Annotated in this window: 16 protein-coding genes; 6 read left to right on the top strand and 10 right to left on the bottom strand. The window is 59.1% G+C overall.

Features of this window, described 5'->3' with window-relative positions; genetic code table 11:
• Positions 1 to 95: 95 nt before the first annotated feature.
• Positions 96 to 1,091 (bottom strand): D-alanyl-D-alanine carboxypeptidase family protein, encoded by a 996-nt coding sequence (locus WA989_RS08980; RefSeq protein ID WP_424340164.1) that lies wholly within the window; start codon positions 1,089 to 1,091, stop codon positions 96 to 98.
• Positions 1,092 to 1,294: 203 nt separating this feature from the next.
• On the opposite strand from WA989_RS08980, the gene WA989_RS08975 reads away from it, so the two are divergent.
• From WA989_RS08975 to clpA, 4 genes are all read left to right on the top strand, one after another.
• A complete protein-coding gene (locus tag WA989_RS08975; protein ID WP_424340163.1) occupies positions 1,295 to 1,720 on the top strand; it encodes a phasin family protein in 426 nt (141 codons plus the stop codon).
• Positions 1,721 to 1,839: 119 nt separating this feature from the next.
• A complete protein-coding gene (locus tag WA989_RS08970) occupies positions 1,840 to 2,256 on the top strand; it encodes a DUF1499 domain-containing protein (protein ID WP_424340162.1) in 417 nt (138 codons plus the stop codon).
• A 59-nt stretch (positions 2,257 to 2,315) separates the two neighbouring features.
• A complete protein-coding gene (gene clpS, locus WA989_RS08965; protein ID WP_424340161.1) occupies positions 2,316 to 2,687 on the top strand; it encodes an ATP-dependent Clp protease adapter ClpS in 372 nt (123 codons plus the stop codon).
• Between the two features lie 5 nt (positions 2,688 to 2,692).
• Positions 2,693 to 5,020, top strand: coding sequence for an ATP-dependent Clp protease ATP-binding subunit ClpA (clpA, locus tag WA989_RS08960; protein WP_424340160.1), 2,328 nt, complete (start codon positions 2,693 to 2,695; stop codon positions 5,018 to 5,020).
• A gap of 52 nt (positions 5,021 to 5,072) precedes the next feature.
• Here clpA and WA989_RS08955 read toward each other — a convergent pair whose 3' ends face one another.
• Positions 5,073 to 5,918, bottom strand: a complete 846-nt coding sequence (locus WA989_RS08955) for a sterol desaturase family protein (protein WP_424340159.1) — start codon at positions 5,916 to 5,918, stop codon at positions 5,073 to 5,075.
• Positions 5,919 to 6,158: 240 nt separating this feature from the next.
• Here WA989_RS08955 and WA989_RS08950 point away from each other — a divergent pair, with 240 nt between their 5' ends.
• The gene (locus WA989_RS08950) at positions 6,159 to 6,785 is read left to right on the top strand and encodes a TetR/AcrR family transcriptional regulator (RefSeq protein ID WP_424340158.1); all 627 of its coding nucleotides are present in this window, start codon (positions 6,159 to 6,161) and stop codon (positions 6,783 to 6,785) included.
• A gap of 16 nt (positions 6,786 to 6,801) precedes the next feature.
• Here WA989_RS08950 and WA989_RS08945 read toward each other — a convergent pair whose 3' ends face one another.
• The 4 genes from WA989_RS08945 to WA989_RS08930 all read right to left on the bottom strand — a co-directional run bounded on the left by WA989_RS08945 (position 6,802) and on the right by WA989_RS08930 (position 10,821).
• Positions 6,802 to 7,218, bottom strand: coding sequence for a DUF1489 family protein (locus WA989_RS08945; protein ID WP_424340157.1), 417 nt, complete (start codon positions 7,216 to 7,218; stop codon positions 6,802 to 6,804).
• Between the two features lie 10 nt (positions 7,219 to 7,228).
• On the bottom strand, positions 7,229 to 7,963 hold the full coding sequence (locus tag WA989_RS08940; RefSeq protein WP_424340156.1) for a hypothetical protein: 735 nt from the start codon (positions 7,961 to 7,963) through the stop codon (positions 7,229 to 7,231).
• A 94-nt stretch (positions 7,964 to 8,057) separates the two neighbouring features.
• Positions 8,058 to 9,974 (bottom strand): acetyl/propionyl/methylcrotonyl-CoA carboxylase subunit alpha, encoded by a 1,917-nt coding sequence (locus tag WA989_RS08935; protein ID WP_424340155.1) that lies wholly within the window; start codon positions 9,972 to 9,974, stop codon positions 8,058 to 8,060.
• Positions 9,940 to 10,821 (bottom strand): DUF817 domain-containing protein, encoded by an 882-nt coding sequence (locus WA989_RS08930; RefSeq protein ID WP_424340154.1) that lies wholly within the window; start codon positions 10,819 to 10,821, stop codon positions 9,940 to 9,942. The genes WA989_RS08935 and WA989_RS08930 overlap by 35 nt, the downstream gene beginning before the upstream one ends.
• A 124-nt stretch (positions 10,822 to 10,945) precedes the next feature.
• Between WA989_RS08930 and WA989_RS08925 the strand changes: the two genes are divergently transcribed.
• Positions 10,946 to 11,284 (top strand): hypothetical protein, encoded by a 339-nt coding sequence (locus tag WA989_RS08925; protein WP_424340153.1) that lies wholly within the window; start codon positions 10,946 to 10,948, stop codon positions 11,282 to 11,284.
• On the opposite strand, the gene WA989_RS08920 is transcribed toward WA989_RS08925, so the two are convergent.
• The 4 genes from WA989_RS08920 to WA989_RS08905 all read right to left on the bottom strand — a co-directional run.
• On the bottom strand, positions 11,285 to 12,079 hold the full coding sequence (locus WA989_RS08920) for an enoyl-CoA hydratase-related protein (protein WP_424340152.1): 795 nt from the start codon (positions 12,077 to 12,079) through the stop codon (positions 11,285 to 11,287).
• A gap of 59 nt (positions 12,080 to 12,138) precedes the next feature.
• On the bottom strand, positions 12,139 to 13,221 hold the full coding sequence (locus tag WA989_RS08915) for an acyltransferase family protein (RefSeq protein WP_424340151.1): 1,083 nt from the start codon (positions 13,219 to 13,221) through the stop codon (positions 12,139 to 12,141).
• A gap of 124 nt (positions 13,222 to 13,345) precedes the next feature.
• Positions 13,346 to 13,576, bottom strand: coding sequence for a hypothetical protein (locus tag WA989_RS08910; protein ID WP_424340150.1), 231 nt, complete (start codon positions 13,574 to 13,576; stop codon positions 13,346 to 13,348).
• Between the two features lie 106 nt (positions 13,577 to 13,682).
• Positions 13,683 to 15,016, bottom strand: a 1,334-nt coding sequence (locus WA989_RS08905) for a carboxyl transferase domain-containing protein (protein ID WP_424340149.1), incomplete at its 5' end; no start/stop codon positions are given.

The following is a 15,016-nucleotide window of genomic DNA, read 5'->3' as shown; positions in this document are numbered from 1 at the left end:
GCGACGCTACTCTTTCCGGATACCCAAACAAAAAAGGCGCCCCGATAAGAGGCGCCTTTATTCGTTTTCGCGTCAGACCGGCAAAAGCCAGCCGATCAATTGTCCGGCGCGGGGATAAGCACTTCGAAACCGCCGCTTTCATCGCCTTCTCCGACGACAGCATCCGGGCTGAAGACCTGGCCATTCAGCATGGGTAGAGCGGCGCCGTCCGGGTCGATTGGCGATTGCAGGGCGCTGAACGCGTAGCTCGCCTTCAGCTCGTCGGCCTCACTATTCTCGTCAAAGCTGTTATAGGCCGCCTCAATCAAATCTGTGACATGGGCGTCGCGGGACTTGGACGTCGAGCCGCCAAACATGATGGCTATGACGCGGCGGTCATCGCGCTTGGCAGAGGCCATCAAGTTGAAGCCTGAGGCGCGTGTATAGCCCGTCTTGATGCCATCAACACCGGCGACCGAGGCAAGCAGATTGTTGTGGTTGTTGTAGGTGCGGTTGCCCCAGCTGAAGCTGGAGCGGGAGAAATAGTGATAATAATCGGCATGATCCTCAAGCAGGCGTTCTGCGAGAATGGCCATGTCGCGGGCCGTTGAGAGCTGGCGCGTATCGGGAAGACCGGATGCGTTGCGGAAGGTCGTATTGTTCATGCCCAGCGCCTTGGCCTGAGCGGTCATGAGTGTGGCAAAGCGCGACTCGGTCCCGCCAAGCCTCTCGCCCACGACAGCGGCGACATCATTGGCAGATTTGGTGACAAGCGCTTCGATCGCATCGCGAACGCTGATCGTCGAGCCGACTTTCAGGCGCAGGGCAGATGGCGGCTGGCTCGCGGCATGGCGCGAAACACCCATACGCTCGTTCAGCGTGACTTCGCCGGACTTCAGCGCGTCAAACAACATGTAGAGGGTCATGGCTTTGGTCAGGGATGCAGGATAGCGCGGCTCGTCGGCATGACGCGCATGCAGCACTTCATTCGTATCGGCGTCGACCACAATCGATGCATACTTCTCTGCGACGGCAGCGGGCGCCATCGAAATCAGAATCGCAAATGCACCCAATGCTGCCTGGATCTTCTTCCTGCCAGCGAATATTGCCATGGACGTCCCTCCGTTGAACACGCTGCGAACCCCGGCCCTTCCAGGATTTAACATAGAATGGCTTAATTCTATTATCCAGCCGTTAAGCGCATAACCATGCAGGAGCCATACCGCCCGAAATTGGTTAATATTGTGCGGTGCACAAAAATATGTTGCAACTGCGAAGAAGATGCCTTATATCTAGGACATCAAAGGAGTTCACTATGGCTAAAACTGAAACCAACATGTTCGGAGCGTTTGCTCCAGAGAATTTTGTAAAATCCTTCCCGTTCGCCACGCAGTTCGGTGACATGGGCAAAGACGCTATGACCGCAAGCACCGAGAGCGCGAAAGCCTCTGTGAAAAGCTTCCAGGATGCCAGCGCCGCTGTTATGCGCCAGGCCCAGGACCGCATGAGCATGACGGTCGAGACCGGAAAAACACTTGCTGGCGCGACGACCGTCGAAGAAGCGATGGAAATCCAGTCCTCCTACATGAAGACCGCTTTCAAGGCTCATATGGACGGCCTCAGCGAGCTTGCCGGCATCTACTCCGGTGCCATGAAAGAATGCATGCAGCCTTTCGCCGGGTTCACCGAAGAAGCGATCGCCGAGACGAAGAAAGCTGCAAACAAGGCGAAAGCCTCGTAAACTTTTCTCCCCGCGAGACTAGAAGTTCGGCCAGCTGATTCGTTCAGCTGGCCGATTTTTTTGTCCGATTGGTGTTTCTGGCGGGTGCGTTCGGCGTAATCAGTGTTTAGACTTGTCTCATGGCGGAACACACTGACTTTGCGACGCTCGAGCGTCCCTCCTCTCCCAACACCTATCTGCTTGCGCCGGCCGGTCTCTGCCAGTCAGCCGAGCCGGATACGCTATCCCCGACTTTCGAAGCCGATCCGGGCGCGCTGTTCCAGGCTGTCCAGGACCTCGCCGCCAGCAAGGACCGCTGGACGGTTTCATCGACAGCCGCCGAGACGATGCAGATCGAAGCGGTCGCTGCCACGAAACTTCTCAAATTCAAGGACGATGTGACAATCCGCGTGCTGGAAGACAAGAATGATGGGCACAAGTCACAATTAGCCGTCTATTCCCGCTCGCGAGTCGGTTACCATGACATGGGAGCGAACCGGAAACGGATCGAAAAGCTGATCGAGGAGTTGAAAGCACGAGTCGGAAAAACAGCTTGAGCAGTAATCCTCCAGCCCTCAGGCTTAAAATTGCCCAACCCAGACCATATCTTTGCACCATGACTGCCAGAGACTTCAGACCAAGACTTGCCGATCCCGAAGGTCCGAAAGGGCCGACGAAGCCCGGTGACACAGAGGGACCAGGTCTCGCAACACAGACGCGCGTCAAGACGAAGAAACCGTCCATGTACCGCGTTCTGCTTCTGAATGACGACTACACGCCGATGGAATTTGTCGTCTTCATTCTCGAGCAGTTTTTCAACAAGAGCCGCGAACAGGCGACTCGCATTATGCTCCACGTACACCAGAAAGGTGTCGGCGTTTGTGGAGTTTATACCTTCGAGGTCGCTGAGACGAAGGTGGCCCAGGTCATGGATCTGGCGCGACGTAACGAACATCCTCTGCAATGCACGATGGAAAAAGAGGATTAGGACAAATGCCTTCGCTGACCGATAGCCTCGAGAATGCCCTGGAAAAAGCGCTCAACCTCGCTGGGGAGCGCCAGCATGAATATTCGACGCTGGAACACTTACTGCTCGCACTGACCGAAGATACCGACGCTGTTGAAGTGATGACGGCCTGCAAGGTCGATATCAAACAGCTGCGCGAAGCGCTGACCCAGTATATCGATGAAGAACTCTCAAGCCTGGTAACGGACAGTCCGGGTGCCAGCGTGCAGCCGACGGCCGCCTTCCAGCGTGTCGTGCAGCGCGCTATTCTGCATGTTGAAAGCTCCGGGCGCGATGAAGTGTCCGGCGCGAACGTGCTGATTTCCATCTTCTCCGAACGCGAGAGCCACGCTGCCTACTTCCTGCAGGAGCAGGACATGACGCGCTATGACGCGGTGAATTTCGTCTCGCACGGGCTCGCCAAATCGCCCGGCATGTCGCGCAGCTCGACCCCGCGCGGCGCCGAAGAGACCGAACAGCAGTCCAAGCCTGGCCCGGCCAAGGAAGCGCTCGAAGCTTATTGCGTGAACCTCAATGAGAAGGCCAAGCAGGGCAAGATCGACCCGCTGATCGGTCGCGATTCCGAGATTGAACGCTGTATCGAAGTGCTCTGCCGCCGCTCGAAGAATAATCCGGTTCTCGTCGGAGACCCCGGCGTCGGCAAGACGGCAATCGCCGAAGGTCTCGCCAAAAAGATTGTCGACGACGAGGTTCCGGAAATCCTGGAAGACGCTGTCATCTGGGCGCTCGATATGGGCGCACTCCTTGCCGGCACGCGCTATCGCGGTGACTTCGAGGAGCGCCTCAAGGCCGTGATGAAGGAAATCGGCGAACAGGAAAAAGGTATCCTGTTCATCGACGAGATCCACACCGTCATCGGCGCTGGCGCGACCTCAGGCGGCGCGATGGACGCATCCAACCTGCTCAAGCCCGCCCTGCAAAGCGGCGAGGTTCGCTGCATGGGCTCGACCACCTTCAAGGAATACAAGCAGCACTTTGAGAAGGACCGGGCGCTCGCCCGCCGCTTCCGCAAGATTGATGTGGTCGAACCGACCGTCCCTGATGCTGTGAAAATCCTGACCGGCCTCAAGCCGACCTTCGAGGAATTCCACGGCCTTCGCTACACGAATGAAGCGATCAAGGCAGCTGTCGAACTCTCGGCCCGCTACATCACCGCCCGCAAATTGCCGGACAAGGCGATCGATGTGATCGACGAAGCGGGCGCGACTCAGTGGCTGGTCCCGGAAAGCCGCCGGCGCAAGCAGATCGGTGTACGCGAGATCGAGGCGATCATCGCCAAGATTGCCCGCATCCCCCCGAAACAGGTCACCAAGGACGATGCTACTGCCCTGAAAAACCTGCAGCCGGACCTCAAGCGCGTTGTCTACGGACAGGACGAAGCCATCGAGGCGCTGTCGTCTTCGATCAAGCTTGCCCGCGCCGGCCTTCGCGAACCGAACAAGCCAATCGGCTCCTACCTGTTTACCGGCCCGACCGGCGTCGGCAAGACCGAAGTTGCCCGCCAGCTCGCTTCCATCATGGGCGTAGAGCTGCTGCGCTTCGACATGTCGGAATATATGGAGCGGCACACCGTCTCCCGCCTGATCGGCGCGCCTCCGGGCTATGTCGGCTTTGACCAGGGCGGCCTGCTCACCGATGGCGTGATGCAGCATCCGCACTGCGTGCTCCTGCTCGATGAGATCGAGAAGGCGCATCAGGACCTGTTCAACATCCTGCTTCAGGTCATGGACAATGGCTCACTGACAGATGCCAATGGCCGCAAGGTCGACTTCCGGAATGTCATCCTGATCATGACAACGAATGCCGGTGCGTCCGACGCGGCCAAGAACTCGATCGGCTTCGGCCGCGGCAAGCGCGAAGACGAGCAGGAAGATGCGCTCAAACGCCTCTTCACGCCGGAATTCCGCAACCGTCTCGATGCAACGATCACATTCGGTGGTCTCACACCGGAGATCATCGAGCGGGTTGTCGAGAAGTTCGTGCTTCAGCTGGAAGTCCAGCTTGCAGACCGCAATGTGACGATCGAGCTCTCCGAAGGGGCCCGCGGCTGGCTTGCCAAGCGCGGCTTCGACGAGGAGTTCGGGGCCCGGCCTCTGGCGCGCACCATTCAGGAGCACGTCAAGAAGCCGATGGCCGAGGAGCTTCTGTTCGGCAAGCTCGCCAAGGGCGGCGCCGTCAAGATCACGGTGGACAAGAAGGACAAGGAGAAGCTTGCCTTCGAATTCATCGAGGACAAGGGCAAAAAGCAAAAGCCCAAGAAGAAGAAAAAAGACAATCCGGAACAGGTCGACTGACCGGACAGCTTAGACAGATTAAAACGGCCGGAGAATTTCTCCGGCCGTTTTTCTAGATAAGGCTCCAGAGCATTGAGCCGCTATAGCCGATAAGGCTACTGGAAATCAGGCAGAGGGCGATCACTTTGGACGCCTGCAAGATCTGCGGGTCCTTTGCCCCTCGGCGCGTGCGCGCCTTTGTGATGTCCCGCCCGATCAGCAGGTCGATATACCGGCCCGATCCACCATCGACGAGACCCGCCTGCCCTTCCCACACTTTCGGGTTGCGGAACGTTCCGAACAGCATGTCCCAGATGGGGATGTCGCCGTAATTGTAGCAATGAATGCCGCGCTCATGGTGAAGCGCGTGACTTTCGGGCCGGGTGATAAAGTAGCCCAGCCAATGCGGCGTCCGAATATTCGCGTGCTGGAACAGGCCACAGAAAGTACTGACCATGACTGCGAACATGATTGCCCCAGGCGCCACGCCAAGCGTGAGTGTGAGGGCCAGACTGCCGACGAATGCGAAGCCGAGCACATCCAGCGGGTGGAAATAGAGCGCGCCCCAGATGTCGACGCGTTCAGCGCTGTGGTGTGTCTGGTGGAATGTGCGCCACAAAACGTTGCTGCCATGCATCGTGCGATGCCAGGTATAGATCCCAAGCTGGTAGACCAGCAGGGCCGCGGGGCCGGCGATCCAGACCGGCCACGCCGTACCATCAACAAGCTGGTACTGGCCAAGCCAGGCATCCCAGATAAAGGGCGAATAGCCCGCCAGGAAAAAGTACATCACCGCTGAAGCCAGCCCTTTCAGGCGCCAGGCTTTCACAGTCGGGAATGTCCTCGCAGGGATGATGAAGTCCTGCAGGACAAGTGCGCCGAAAACGGCAAAAAAGAAATAATCAAGCAGACCAAACATGACTGGCTCCTCCGGTTCAATTTAATAGCGAGGCCCAATGCCTCCGCTGGACGGAACATCGCTGGAGAACGGCATTCACACTAGAAACCGCGTGGTACGATTTTCAGATTCAGAGGAAAAACGTTTCTATTTCTGCGGGTTACAGCGCCGTGTTGGCACTTCAGGAAAGGTCTCGCTTCCCTTCGCAGGTGCAAAACTGTACCTTCGGTCCAGTAAAATCCGTGAAACAAGAGCCGGCTGATGAGCACCACGACCAAAACCAAGGGCGAGATAACCCGTGACCGGATCCTTGAGATTGCGGAATCAGCTGTCTTGGCAAAAGGCTTTTCGAATACGTCGATCGACGAAATCATTGCCGAAGCCGAATTGACCAAGAGCGGCTTCTTCTACCATTTTCGCGACAAGACAGAGCTTGCCCGCGCACTCCTCAGCCGCTCCTTCGAACAGGATGACGTCATTCTTGGCAGCATCTTTGAGCGCGCACGCGAACTTAGCGACGATCCACTACACGCCTATCTGGTCGGCCTGCGCATGCTTGCGGAAACGATGGGCAACATGGACGAGGCCCATCCAGGCTGCATGGTCGCCACTGTCACCTATCACGACAAGCAGTTCAACGACGACATCCGGGCGATGAACCGCGATGGGATGGTGCGATGGCGCGCCCTGTTCCTGAGCTTTCTGGAGGAGATCGTCGAGGCCTACCCTCCGCGCACCGACATTGATGTCGAGGCACTGGCCGATATGCTATCGGTCACCGTCGAGGGCGGCATCATATTGTCGAAAGTGTTTGACGATCCCAAAGTCCTCGCCAGCCAGATCATGCAATATCGCACCTTTATCCGGCTACTCTTCCAGGGCAACTGACGCTCGAACGCAGCCCCTACCAGACCATGGCGTCTTTCAGCTTGGCATGAAGCTCGGGAGGAATGTCCTGGCCTGCGCTTCCCGGATTCAGGTCTTTGGGTGCTTCGCTCATTTTCAGATAGCGCCAGCCTTGGAAGGGCCGCTTCGGCATCGGGTCGACCGCGATCAGTTCAGGATCGAAGACAAGCTCGCAGGCCTTGCGTCCATTGCGATCATCGATGACGCGTATGTCGGTGAAGGCCTGACGGACCTGGATGACGCCCTTGATGACCCAGAAGATGGACCCGCCATCGAGCAGTTCTTCGATACGCTTCGGCACCATGCGCGTATGATGCACGGGCGCCTTGCGGGTCTTCATCACGCGCTTCTGCCAGCCGACAAGATCGCCGACGTCATCTGCGCCCACGCAGAGCTTAACCATGTTCAAAGCCATGCTTCAGAACTTAACGTCCTGCGAGCGAACGACCAGATGTGCGATGCTGTTCAGCTTCAAATTTTTCTTCAGCGTCCCGGCTGGAGAAGAAAAATTCGATCGAGGTGACGGTCGCGCTGTAGTCGCGACGGATCGTGCGAAATCCGCCCTTGGCTTCGAAGCTCATCGAATAGGCGGCGATGTAGGAGAGGCCCCATTCGGGATCCGATTCGAGGAAATAGGTCTGAGCGAAATCGGTGAGCCGCCCGCCGTCCGGGCCGCGCACAGGCCGCGGCAGGCTGTAATCAAGCCGCAGGAAGCGGCCTGAAACCGGGTCGAGCCACGCCTCGGCGTTGACGCGCTCGGCAAGCCAGACATCAAGCTCGCCATCATTGAGGGAAGGCTTGTGGCTGAAGTGAACGCGCCAGGCGCCGCCTAGATCCTTTACATCGACACGCTGGCCAACACTTAATCTCAGGTCATCGGGGAAGAGCCGGCCATCCGGCGCAGGCTCGCTCGCCCAAGCCGCGACGGCCTCGTCGAGATCATCATCCTCGCCACTTGCCTCGATCAGCATCCAGCGATTGGCACCCTGCTCGCGGGGGTCAAAGCGGAAAGCCCGAAGCGCTTTCGGACTTTTCAGCTCAACCGTGAACGCGGCGCGAAGCGTGTCGGGTGTTTCAGTCGCCGTCAGCGCCTGATCGACCGGCCCGCTCGTCGCTGAGAGCTGGTAAGCCAGTGACAGGATGAGGGCAGAAAGGGCCAAACAGACCTCCAGGCAAATCCGGGAATCAGGCGAAACGCGCAGTGTTCAAAACATTACAAAGCGCCATGTTTACAACGCCTGAATGAGGCAGATTTCAGGCCTCTTCCAATTCGATCAGCATCGCGCCTTCGCCGACCTGTTCGCCGACATCCGCCCCCGTCGCTTTCACCACGCCATCGCGCGGCGCTTTCAGGCTGTGCTCCATCTTCATCGCCTCCATGACGGCGACCGTCTGATCCTTTGTGACCGCATCGCCCGCTTTGACGCGAAGATCGATCAGCTTGCCGGGCATCGGCGCTGCGACACGATCTCCGCCAGCGATGGCTTCGGCCTCGGCCTCATAATCGGGCACTTCGACCAGCCACGTTTCGCCGCCAATACCGACAGCGAAGCGACTGTCAGAGAGCCCGATTGCCTGCCAGTCGTCTGGAAGCTCGCCGCTGTCAGCTGCTGCTTCGATGATATCTTCACCAACGAGAAGGCGGATTGAGCGGCGCGGGGCCGCGTTCATGCGCCAGCCATCGGTGATGTCCCAAGGGTCACTGCCTATTGGCTGCAACAGGATACCTGCAATGAATGACGCGGCGGCTTCGGCCCCGCCTTCTGGCGGTATTGCGAGCGCGTCGATTTCCTCTGCGATCCAGTTCACATGATGGGTACCGGCCCGGAAGACGTCATGGTCCACGCATCGTTTGAGGAAGCCAATATTGCAGGGAATACCCGCGACGATGGACTGCTCAAGCTGCTCGGAGAGCGCTTCAATTGCACTGCTGCGATCCCAGCTTTTGATGATCATCTTCGCGATCATGGAATCATAGGTTGCCGGCACCGTGTCGCCTGTCTCGAAGCCTGTATCGAGGCGGTAGTGGAGGCCGTCATCCTCGCAGGTTTCGCCCGCGAACAGGTCAGGCTCGCCGAGGTCGAAGGCGGCGAGGCGCCCCGCCCCTGGCCGAAAGCCGTCTGCCGGGTCCTCCGCGCAGATCCGCGCCTCGATCGCATGTCCGGAAAGCGGGATATCTTCCTGTTTCAGAGGGATTTTCTCGCCCGATGCGACGAGCAGCTGCCATTCAACAAGGTCGGTTCCCGTGACAAGTTCTGTCACCGGATGCTCGACCTGAAGGCGCGTGTTCATTTCGAGGAACCAGAACGTATCCTTGGCGAGCGGGCGCGCGCCATCGACGATGAATTCGACCGTGCCTGCGCCTTCATAGCCGACCGCCTTGGCGAGCTTCACGGCCGCGTCCGTCATCGCCTCGCGGACGTCGTCAGGCATACCGGGTGCGGGCGCTTCCTCGACGACTTTCTGGCGGCGGCGCTGGAGCGAACAATCGCGCTCATAGAGGTGGACGGCCTCGCTATGGCTGTCGCCGAAGACCTGCACCTCGATGTGGCGCGGCTGTTCAACCAGCTTTTCCAGCATGACGCGGCCATCGCCAAAGGCGGATTTGGCCTCGCGCACGGCGCTTTCCAGCTCGCCTGCAAGATCGGCCTTCTTCGTGACAAGCCGAATGCCTCGGCCCCCGCCGCCCGCGACGGCCTTGATGAGAATTGGATAGCCAATCTTTTCGGCCTCGGCTTCAAGCGTTGCAGCGTCCTGCGCCTCGCCGCGATAGCCCGGCAGCACGGGGACGCCCGCCTCTTCGGCAATACGTTTGGCCTCATCCTTAAGGCCCATCTCCCGGATTGTCTCCGCCTTCGGCCCGACCCAGATCAAGCCGGCCTTGGTCACCGCATCTGCAAATTCTGCGTTCTCCGACAGGAAACCGTAGCCCGGATGGATCGCCTCTGCGCGCGCCGATTTTGCCGCCTCGATAATGCGGTCTGCATCGAGATAGCTCTCTGCGGCAGGGGCTGCGCCAATATGGATCGCCTCATCGGCCGCCTTGACATGGCGGGCATAGGTGTCGGCATCTGAATAGACTGCGATCGTGCGAATCCCGAGGCGTTTGCACGTCTCTACGATCCGGCAGGCAATCTCACCGCGATTGGCGATTAGCAGGCTCTTCAGCATGGCGTCCTTCCCGTGTGCGATGGATCAGCGCCACCAGCACGAAACTTATGATCATGAGAAGATACCAAGACCCGAATTTCGCCGGGGAAACAAGTTTCCAGGCTGCTTCCTGACCGGGATACGTCCAGGCGCGGGCGAGGGTTCCGAGATTCTCCGCAAACCAGATGAACAGCGCGACAAGTCCGAAGCCAACCAGAAGCGGCATTTTGCGGTAGGCGCGGTCCGGCCGGAAGTTGACCCAGGTCCGCCAGTAGATGAGCGCGCAGGCCGCAAACAGGGCGTAGCGGATATCCGGCAGGAAATGGTGGGCGAAGAAGTTGATGTAGATCGCAAAAGCCAGAAGCCCCTGCTGCCAGAGCGGCGGAAAATGGTCGAACCGGAATTCAAAGATACGCCAGACGCGGGCGAGATAGCTGCCGACGGCAGCATACATGAAGCCAGAAAAGAGCGGGACGCCGGCGATGCGCAGGAGATTGTCTTCCGGGTAGATCCAGCTTCCAGCGCTCGTCTTGAAGATTTCCATGATCGTACCGACGATGTGGAAGACAAGGATGATGCGCGCCTCTTCAAGCGTCTCCAGCCCGGTTGCGAGCAGGCCAAGCTGGAGGGCGATGGCGGCCAGAACGAGAAAGTCATAGCGGCTGAGCGCGGCCGCGTCCGGATACCAGAAATGGGTGGCCAGGATCAGGACAAGTAAGAGCCCGCCAAAGATACAGGCCCAGCCCTGTTTGATGCCGAAGCTGACAAATTCGAAAAATCCGGCCGAAAACGGCCCCCTCACGAAGCGCGCACGTAACGCTTCCCGCTCGGCGCTAAGCCATTCTGATATCTTCGAAAACCGCGGCATAGGTCCGGTCTTTACCCGCTAAGGTGGCAGGAACGCGACCTAAAATGTGCAATATCCCGCTGCGCTGGGCATTTAGCATGAGCTGGTCTAGGCTCGCGACCAAGCGATCAAGAGGGGATGCTTCATGGCTTATATGGCAAACAGGAATGTCAGCGTGCTCGCTGGCGTGGTCGGGGGCGGCATCGGCGCTTATCTCGGCTATGAGCAGGCCGCGGCAACCGGCGTAAATCCGTTTCTCGGTGCAGCGATCTATGGCGCGGGCGGGTTCATTATCGGCTCAGCGGGCGCTTTCATCCTGAAGTCCCTCAGCCAGTTCCTGATCTTTGCGCTTCTGATCGCGGCGATCATCTATTTCGCCCAGGAGCCGATTGAGCAGATGACCGGCATCAACCCCGTCGATGCGATCCTGAATATTTTACGCGACTGGGGCATACCTGTCGGCGGGCCGCCCGACGCCGGCTGATCAGATTTCAGCCCAATCCGGTTTCCGCTTTTCAAGAAACGCTGACAGGCCTTCCTTGCCTTCATCGCTGGCGCGGCGGGCAGCGATCCGCTTTGCTGTTTCATGGCTGAGCGTGCTATCTGTCTCTGCGCCGTAAAGGTCCTGGACCAGACGTTTTGAGTCAGCCACAGCCCCTGGGGCGGCATTCATCGCGAGGCCGGCGAGATATTCTTCCATTTCGGTCAGCCCGGCTTCATCCTCAACGACATATTGCACAAGGCCGATCCGCTCTGCGAAAGCGGCGTCGAAGCTCTCGGCGGAGACAAACAGCGCTTTCGCCCAGCGCGGGCCGATGGCGTTCATGACGAAGGGGCTGATCGTGGCGGGCGTCAGGCCAAGGCGGACTTCGGAGAAGCGGAATTTGGTGTCCTTGAGCGCGACCGCGATGTCGCAGGCCGCGACGAGCCCTGCCCCGCCGCCCATGGCGGCGCCCTGGACCAGCGCGACCGTCATCTGAGGCAGCTCGGCGAGTTTACGCAGCATCTCGGCGAGCTTGAAGGCGTCCTCTTCATTCTCATGGCGCGTATAGTCCGCAGCGGCTTTCATCCATTCAAGGTCTGCGCCGGCCGAGAAGCTTTTGCCATTGCCCCGCAGGATGACCATGCGGATCGTGGTCTGCTCCTCCAGCGTCTCGAGCGCATCTGTCAGCTCTTCGATGACGAGGGCGTTGAAGGCGTTGTGTTTATCCGGGCGGTTGAGGGTCAGCACAGCGATGCCGCCGGGCGTCGCATCAAGCTCGATTGTTTCATAAGCCATGGAAATCTCCTGTCGCGGCCAACCCTATTCGGTTGCTCCAGCTTTGGGAATAAACCAGATCAGTCTGTCTCACTCGCCTTGCGATAATGGCTGTCGCGGCGAAGCGCCGGTTTCTCGACAAGATGCCAGAGCAGGACACTCGCAGCCGTGACGAGCGCAAGGGCGAGCCCAAACGCCAGGCCGAATCCGAGCGATGCAAACAGACCCAGCATGACGAGCGCCTGAAGGATCGGGAAATGAGTGATGTAGAGGCCATAGCTCACATCGCCGAACCGCGCGGCCGGGATATGAAGGCCGGGCAGATAAGCCAAGGCGAAGACAAGCGCGGCGAGCCCGGCCGGGCGAAGCGGGCTCAGCCCGAGATGAAGGAATGACGCAGCAAAGAGCACAGCACCAACACCGAGCAGGACGAACACATTCATCTTGGCCCAGTCGCGTGTCCGCCACAGCAACATGCCGCTCGCAAAGAAAGCCATTTGCCCCGGCAGCTGGCGCGCGATATCCGGCGCAAACGGATGATCAAGCAGCAGCGGCATCAGATGCCGCCAGGCTTCGGCTGCGATGTAGACGGCCACCAGCAACGCCCACCACAACCGGCCTGACACGTTCAGGAGCCACGCCAGGACTGGCAGTGCGATATAGAACATAACTTCGATCTTCAGCGTCCAGAGCGCCCCATTCACCTCGGTGAACCGATTGGTGTCGAACAAGCCGGGAAGCTCAGGCGCGAGGAAATTGAGGAAGATGAGGTTAGCGCCGAGATAGTGCAGGATCGCCTCGCTGCCAGCCCAGCCCGTCAGAAAGCCGCTGATCAGGACCGGAATGAGGACGATCGTGGCATAGGCGGGATAAAGGCGCCGCAAGCGCTTTTCGGCATAAACACCGAGGGAGCCGGAGCGCTGGAGCGACCCGTAGACGAGCGCACCCGACACAATGAAGAAGCCCTGGATGGACAGTTCGGCCAGGAGGCCCAGAAACGCCTCTGTTGCGCTGAATGCCGCTACTGCCGACAGCGCGACGGCGTGAAAGACGACAACGCCAAGCGAAAAGACGAGCCGCAGAAAATCGAAATTGTTTCTGGCCAGCGCCCTTCTCCCAGACTCGCCTTCTGTTTTTACGGCGTTCGCATGCAATCGGGCCAAACACAAGAAAAAGGGGTCTGCCGAAGCAGACCCCTGAATAAGGAAATTGTCGGGGGAGACAAAGGCCTAATAGTATGTATCGGTCGCAAGCTCGGCTTAGCTTAGGGCTGACATCAAGAATGCTTCAAGCATCATTGATTGAGGCGATGAGACCTGTTTCAGACATCCAGTCTGCCGCTTCCAACTGCCCGGAGTTCAACGCCAGAGACGCTGACCGGGCGCCTTTGACAACGGTCATCGACCCGCGGATTTCACTGTCGGAATCCAGGCCTGAAAAGTCAGGCAGCGCGCCCGAATGACCCATGAGAGCCGTCGCAAAAGCTGCGGCGACAAGGAATGGTGTGTGTGACGTCATACTCTACTGCTCCTCGCTTGACGCCGTCAGTTGCGGCGCAGGTCACAACATAAGCGAGAGAGGGCAGACTGTTGCGTGAAAACCCGTTCACGACACAGACGTAATCCTACATGCGGAACAGGCCAAAACCGCGTTCGCCGAGCGGCGCATTCAGGGCTGTCGAGAGAGCAAGGCCAAGCACGCGGCGGGTGTCGGCCGGGTCGATGATCCCGTCATCCCAGAGGCGCGCAGTCGAGAAATACGGGCTGCCTTCGCGCTCATAGAGGTCGCGAATCGGTTCCTTGAAGGCTTGTTCGTCATCAGCGCTCCAGTCCTCTCCGCGCCGCTCCATGCCCTCGCGTTTGACGGTGGCGAGAACCGAGGCCGCCTGTTCCCCGCCCATGACAGAAATGCGCGCATTGGGCCACATAAAGAGGAAACGCGGAGAGTAAGCGCGCCCGCACATGCCGTAATTGCCTGCGCCGAAGCTGCCACCGGTCACGAGGGTCAGCTTTGGTACGGACGCCGTGGCCACTGCCGTCACCATCTTCGCGCCATCCTTGGCGATGCCGCCTGCTTCGTACTTTGAGCCGACCATGAAGCCGGTGATGTTCTGCAGGAAAAGGAGCGGGATACGGCGCTGATCGGCCAGTTCGATGAAGTGGGCCGCCTTCTGCGCGCTTTCGGAAAAGAGAATGCCATTATTGGCAAGAATGGCGACGGGCATGCCGTAGAGCTTCGCAAAACCGCAGACGAGCGTTTCGCCATAGAGGTGTTTGAATTCGTGAAACTCAGAGCCGTCGACGAGGCGGGCAATGACTTCGCGCGCATCATAAGGCTCGCGGACATCCTGCGGCACCAGGCCATGCAGCTCTCGCGCATCGTAAAGCGGCTCAGCCGGTTCTGTGAGACCGACCGTGTCCGGCTTGGGAATATGCAGCGTTCGAACGATCGAGCGGACAATGGCGAGCGCATGGTCGTCACTCGCAGCATAATGATCGGCCACGCCGGATTTGCGGGCATGAACATCCGCCCCGCCAAGATCCTCGGCTGAAATCTCCTCGCCGGTGGCCGCTTTAACGAGCGGCGGGCCGCCAAGGAAGATCGTGCCCTGTTTTCGCACGATAATTGCTTCGTCAGACATGGCCGGCACATAGGCGCCGCCCGCCGTACACGAGCCCATAACGGATGCGATCTGCGGGATGCCCTTCGCACTCATCTGCGCCTGATTGTAGAAAATCCGGCCGAAATGCTCCCGGTCGGGGAAGACTTCAGACTGGTGTGGCAGGTTCGCGCCGCCGCTGTCGACGAGATAGATGCAAGGCAGATGGTTTTGAAGCGCGATTTCCTGGGCGCGCAAATGCTTCTTCACCGTCATCGGGAAATAGGCGCCGCCCTTCACCGTCGCGTCATTGCAGACGATCATGCAGTCGCGACCCTCGACGCGGCCAACGCCTGTAA

It is taken from the genome of Henriciella sp. (genome assembly GCF_049649345.1).
Taxonomy (GTDB): Bacteria; Pseudomonadota; Alphaproteobacteria; order Caulobacterales; family Hyphomonadaceae; genus Henriciella.
Note: the sequence above shows the minus strand (reverse complement) of the source record. Positions and strands in the feature narration are given on the sequence as shown.

Bases quoted from the DNA above. Each gene is read 5' to 3' on its own strand.
- clpA (WP_424340160.1), top strand. From the start codon at position 2,693: ATGCCTTCGCTGACCGATAGCCTCGAGAATGCCCTGGAAAAAGCGCTC.
- WA989_RS08925 (WP_424340153.1), top strand. From the start codon at position 10,946: ATGGCTTATATGGCAAACAGGAATGTCAGCGTGCTCGCTGGCGTGGTC.
- WA989_RS08920 (WP_424340152.1), bottom strand. From the start codon at position 12,079: ATGGCTTATGAAACAATCGAGCTTGATGCGACGCCCGGCGGCATCGCT.
- WA989_RS08930 (WP_424340154.1), bottom strand. From the start codon at position 10,821: ATGCCGCGGTTTTCGAAGATATCAGAATGGCTTAGCGCCGAGCGGGAA.
- WA989_RS08955 (WP_424340159.1), bottom strand. From the start codon at position 5,918: ATGTTTGGTCTGCTTGATTATTTCTTTTTTGCCGTTTTCGGCGCACTT.
- WA989_RS08980 (WP_424340164.1), bottom strand. From the start codon at position 1,091: ATGGCAATATTCGCTGGCAGGAAGAAGATCCAGGCAGCATTGGGTGCA.
- WA989_RS08970 (WP_424340162.1), top strand. From the start codon at position 1,840: ATGGCGGAACACACTGACTTTGCGACGCTCGAGCGTCCCTCCTCTCCC.
- clpS (WP_424340161.1), top strand. From the start codon at position 2,316: ATGACTGCCAGAGACTTCAGACCAAGACTTGCCGATCCCGAAGGTCCG.
- WA989_RS08935 (WP_424340155.1), bottom strand. From the start codon at position 9,974: ATGCTGAAGAGCCTGCTAATCGCCAATCGCGGTGAGATTGCCTGCCGG.
- WA989_RS08910 (WP_424340150.1), bottom strand. From the start codon at position 13,576: ATGACGTCACACACACCATTCCTTGTCGCCGCAGCTTTTGCGACGGCT.
- WA989_RS08945 (WP_424340157.1), bottom strand. From the start codon at position 7,218: ATGGCTTTGAACATGGTTAAGCTCTGCGTGGGCGCAGATGACGTCGGC.
- WA989_RS08950 (WP_424340158.1), top strand. From the start codon at position 6,159: ATGAGCACCACGACCAAAACCAAGGGCGAGATAACCCGTGACCGGATC.
- WA989_RS08975 (WP_424340163.1), top strand. From the start codon at position 1,295: ATGGCTAAAACTGAAACCAACATGTTCGGAGCGTTTGCTCCAGAGAAT.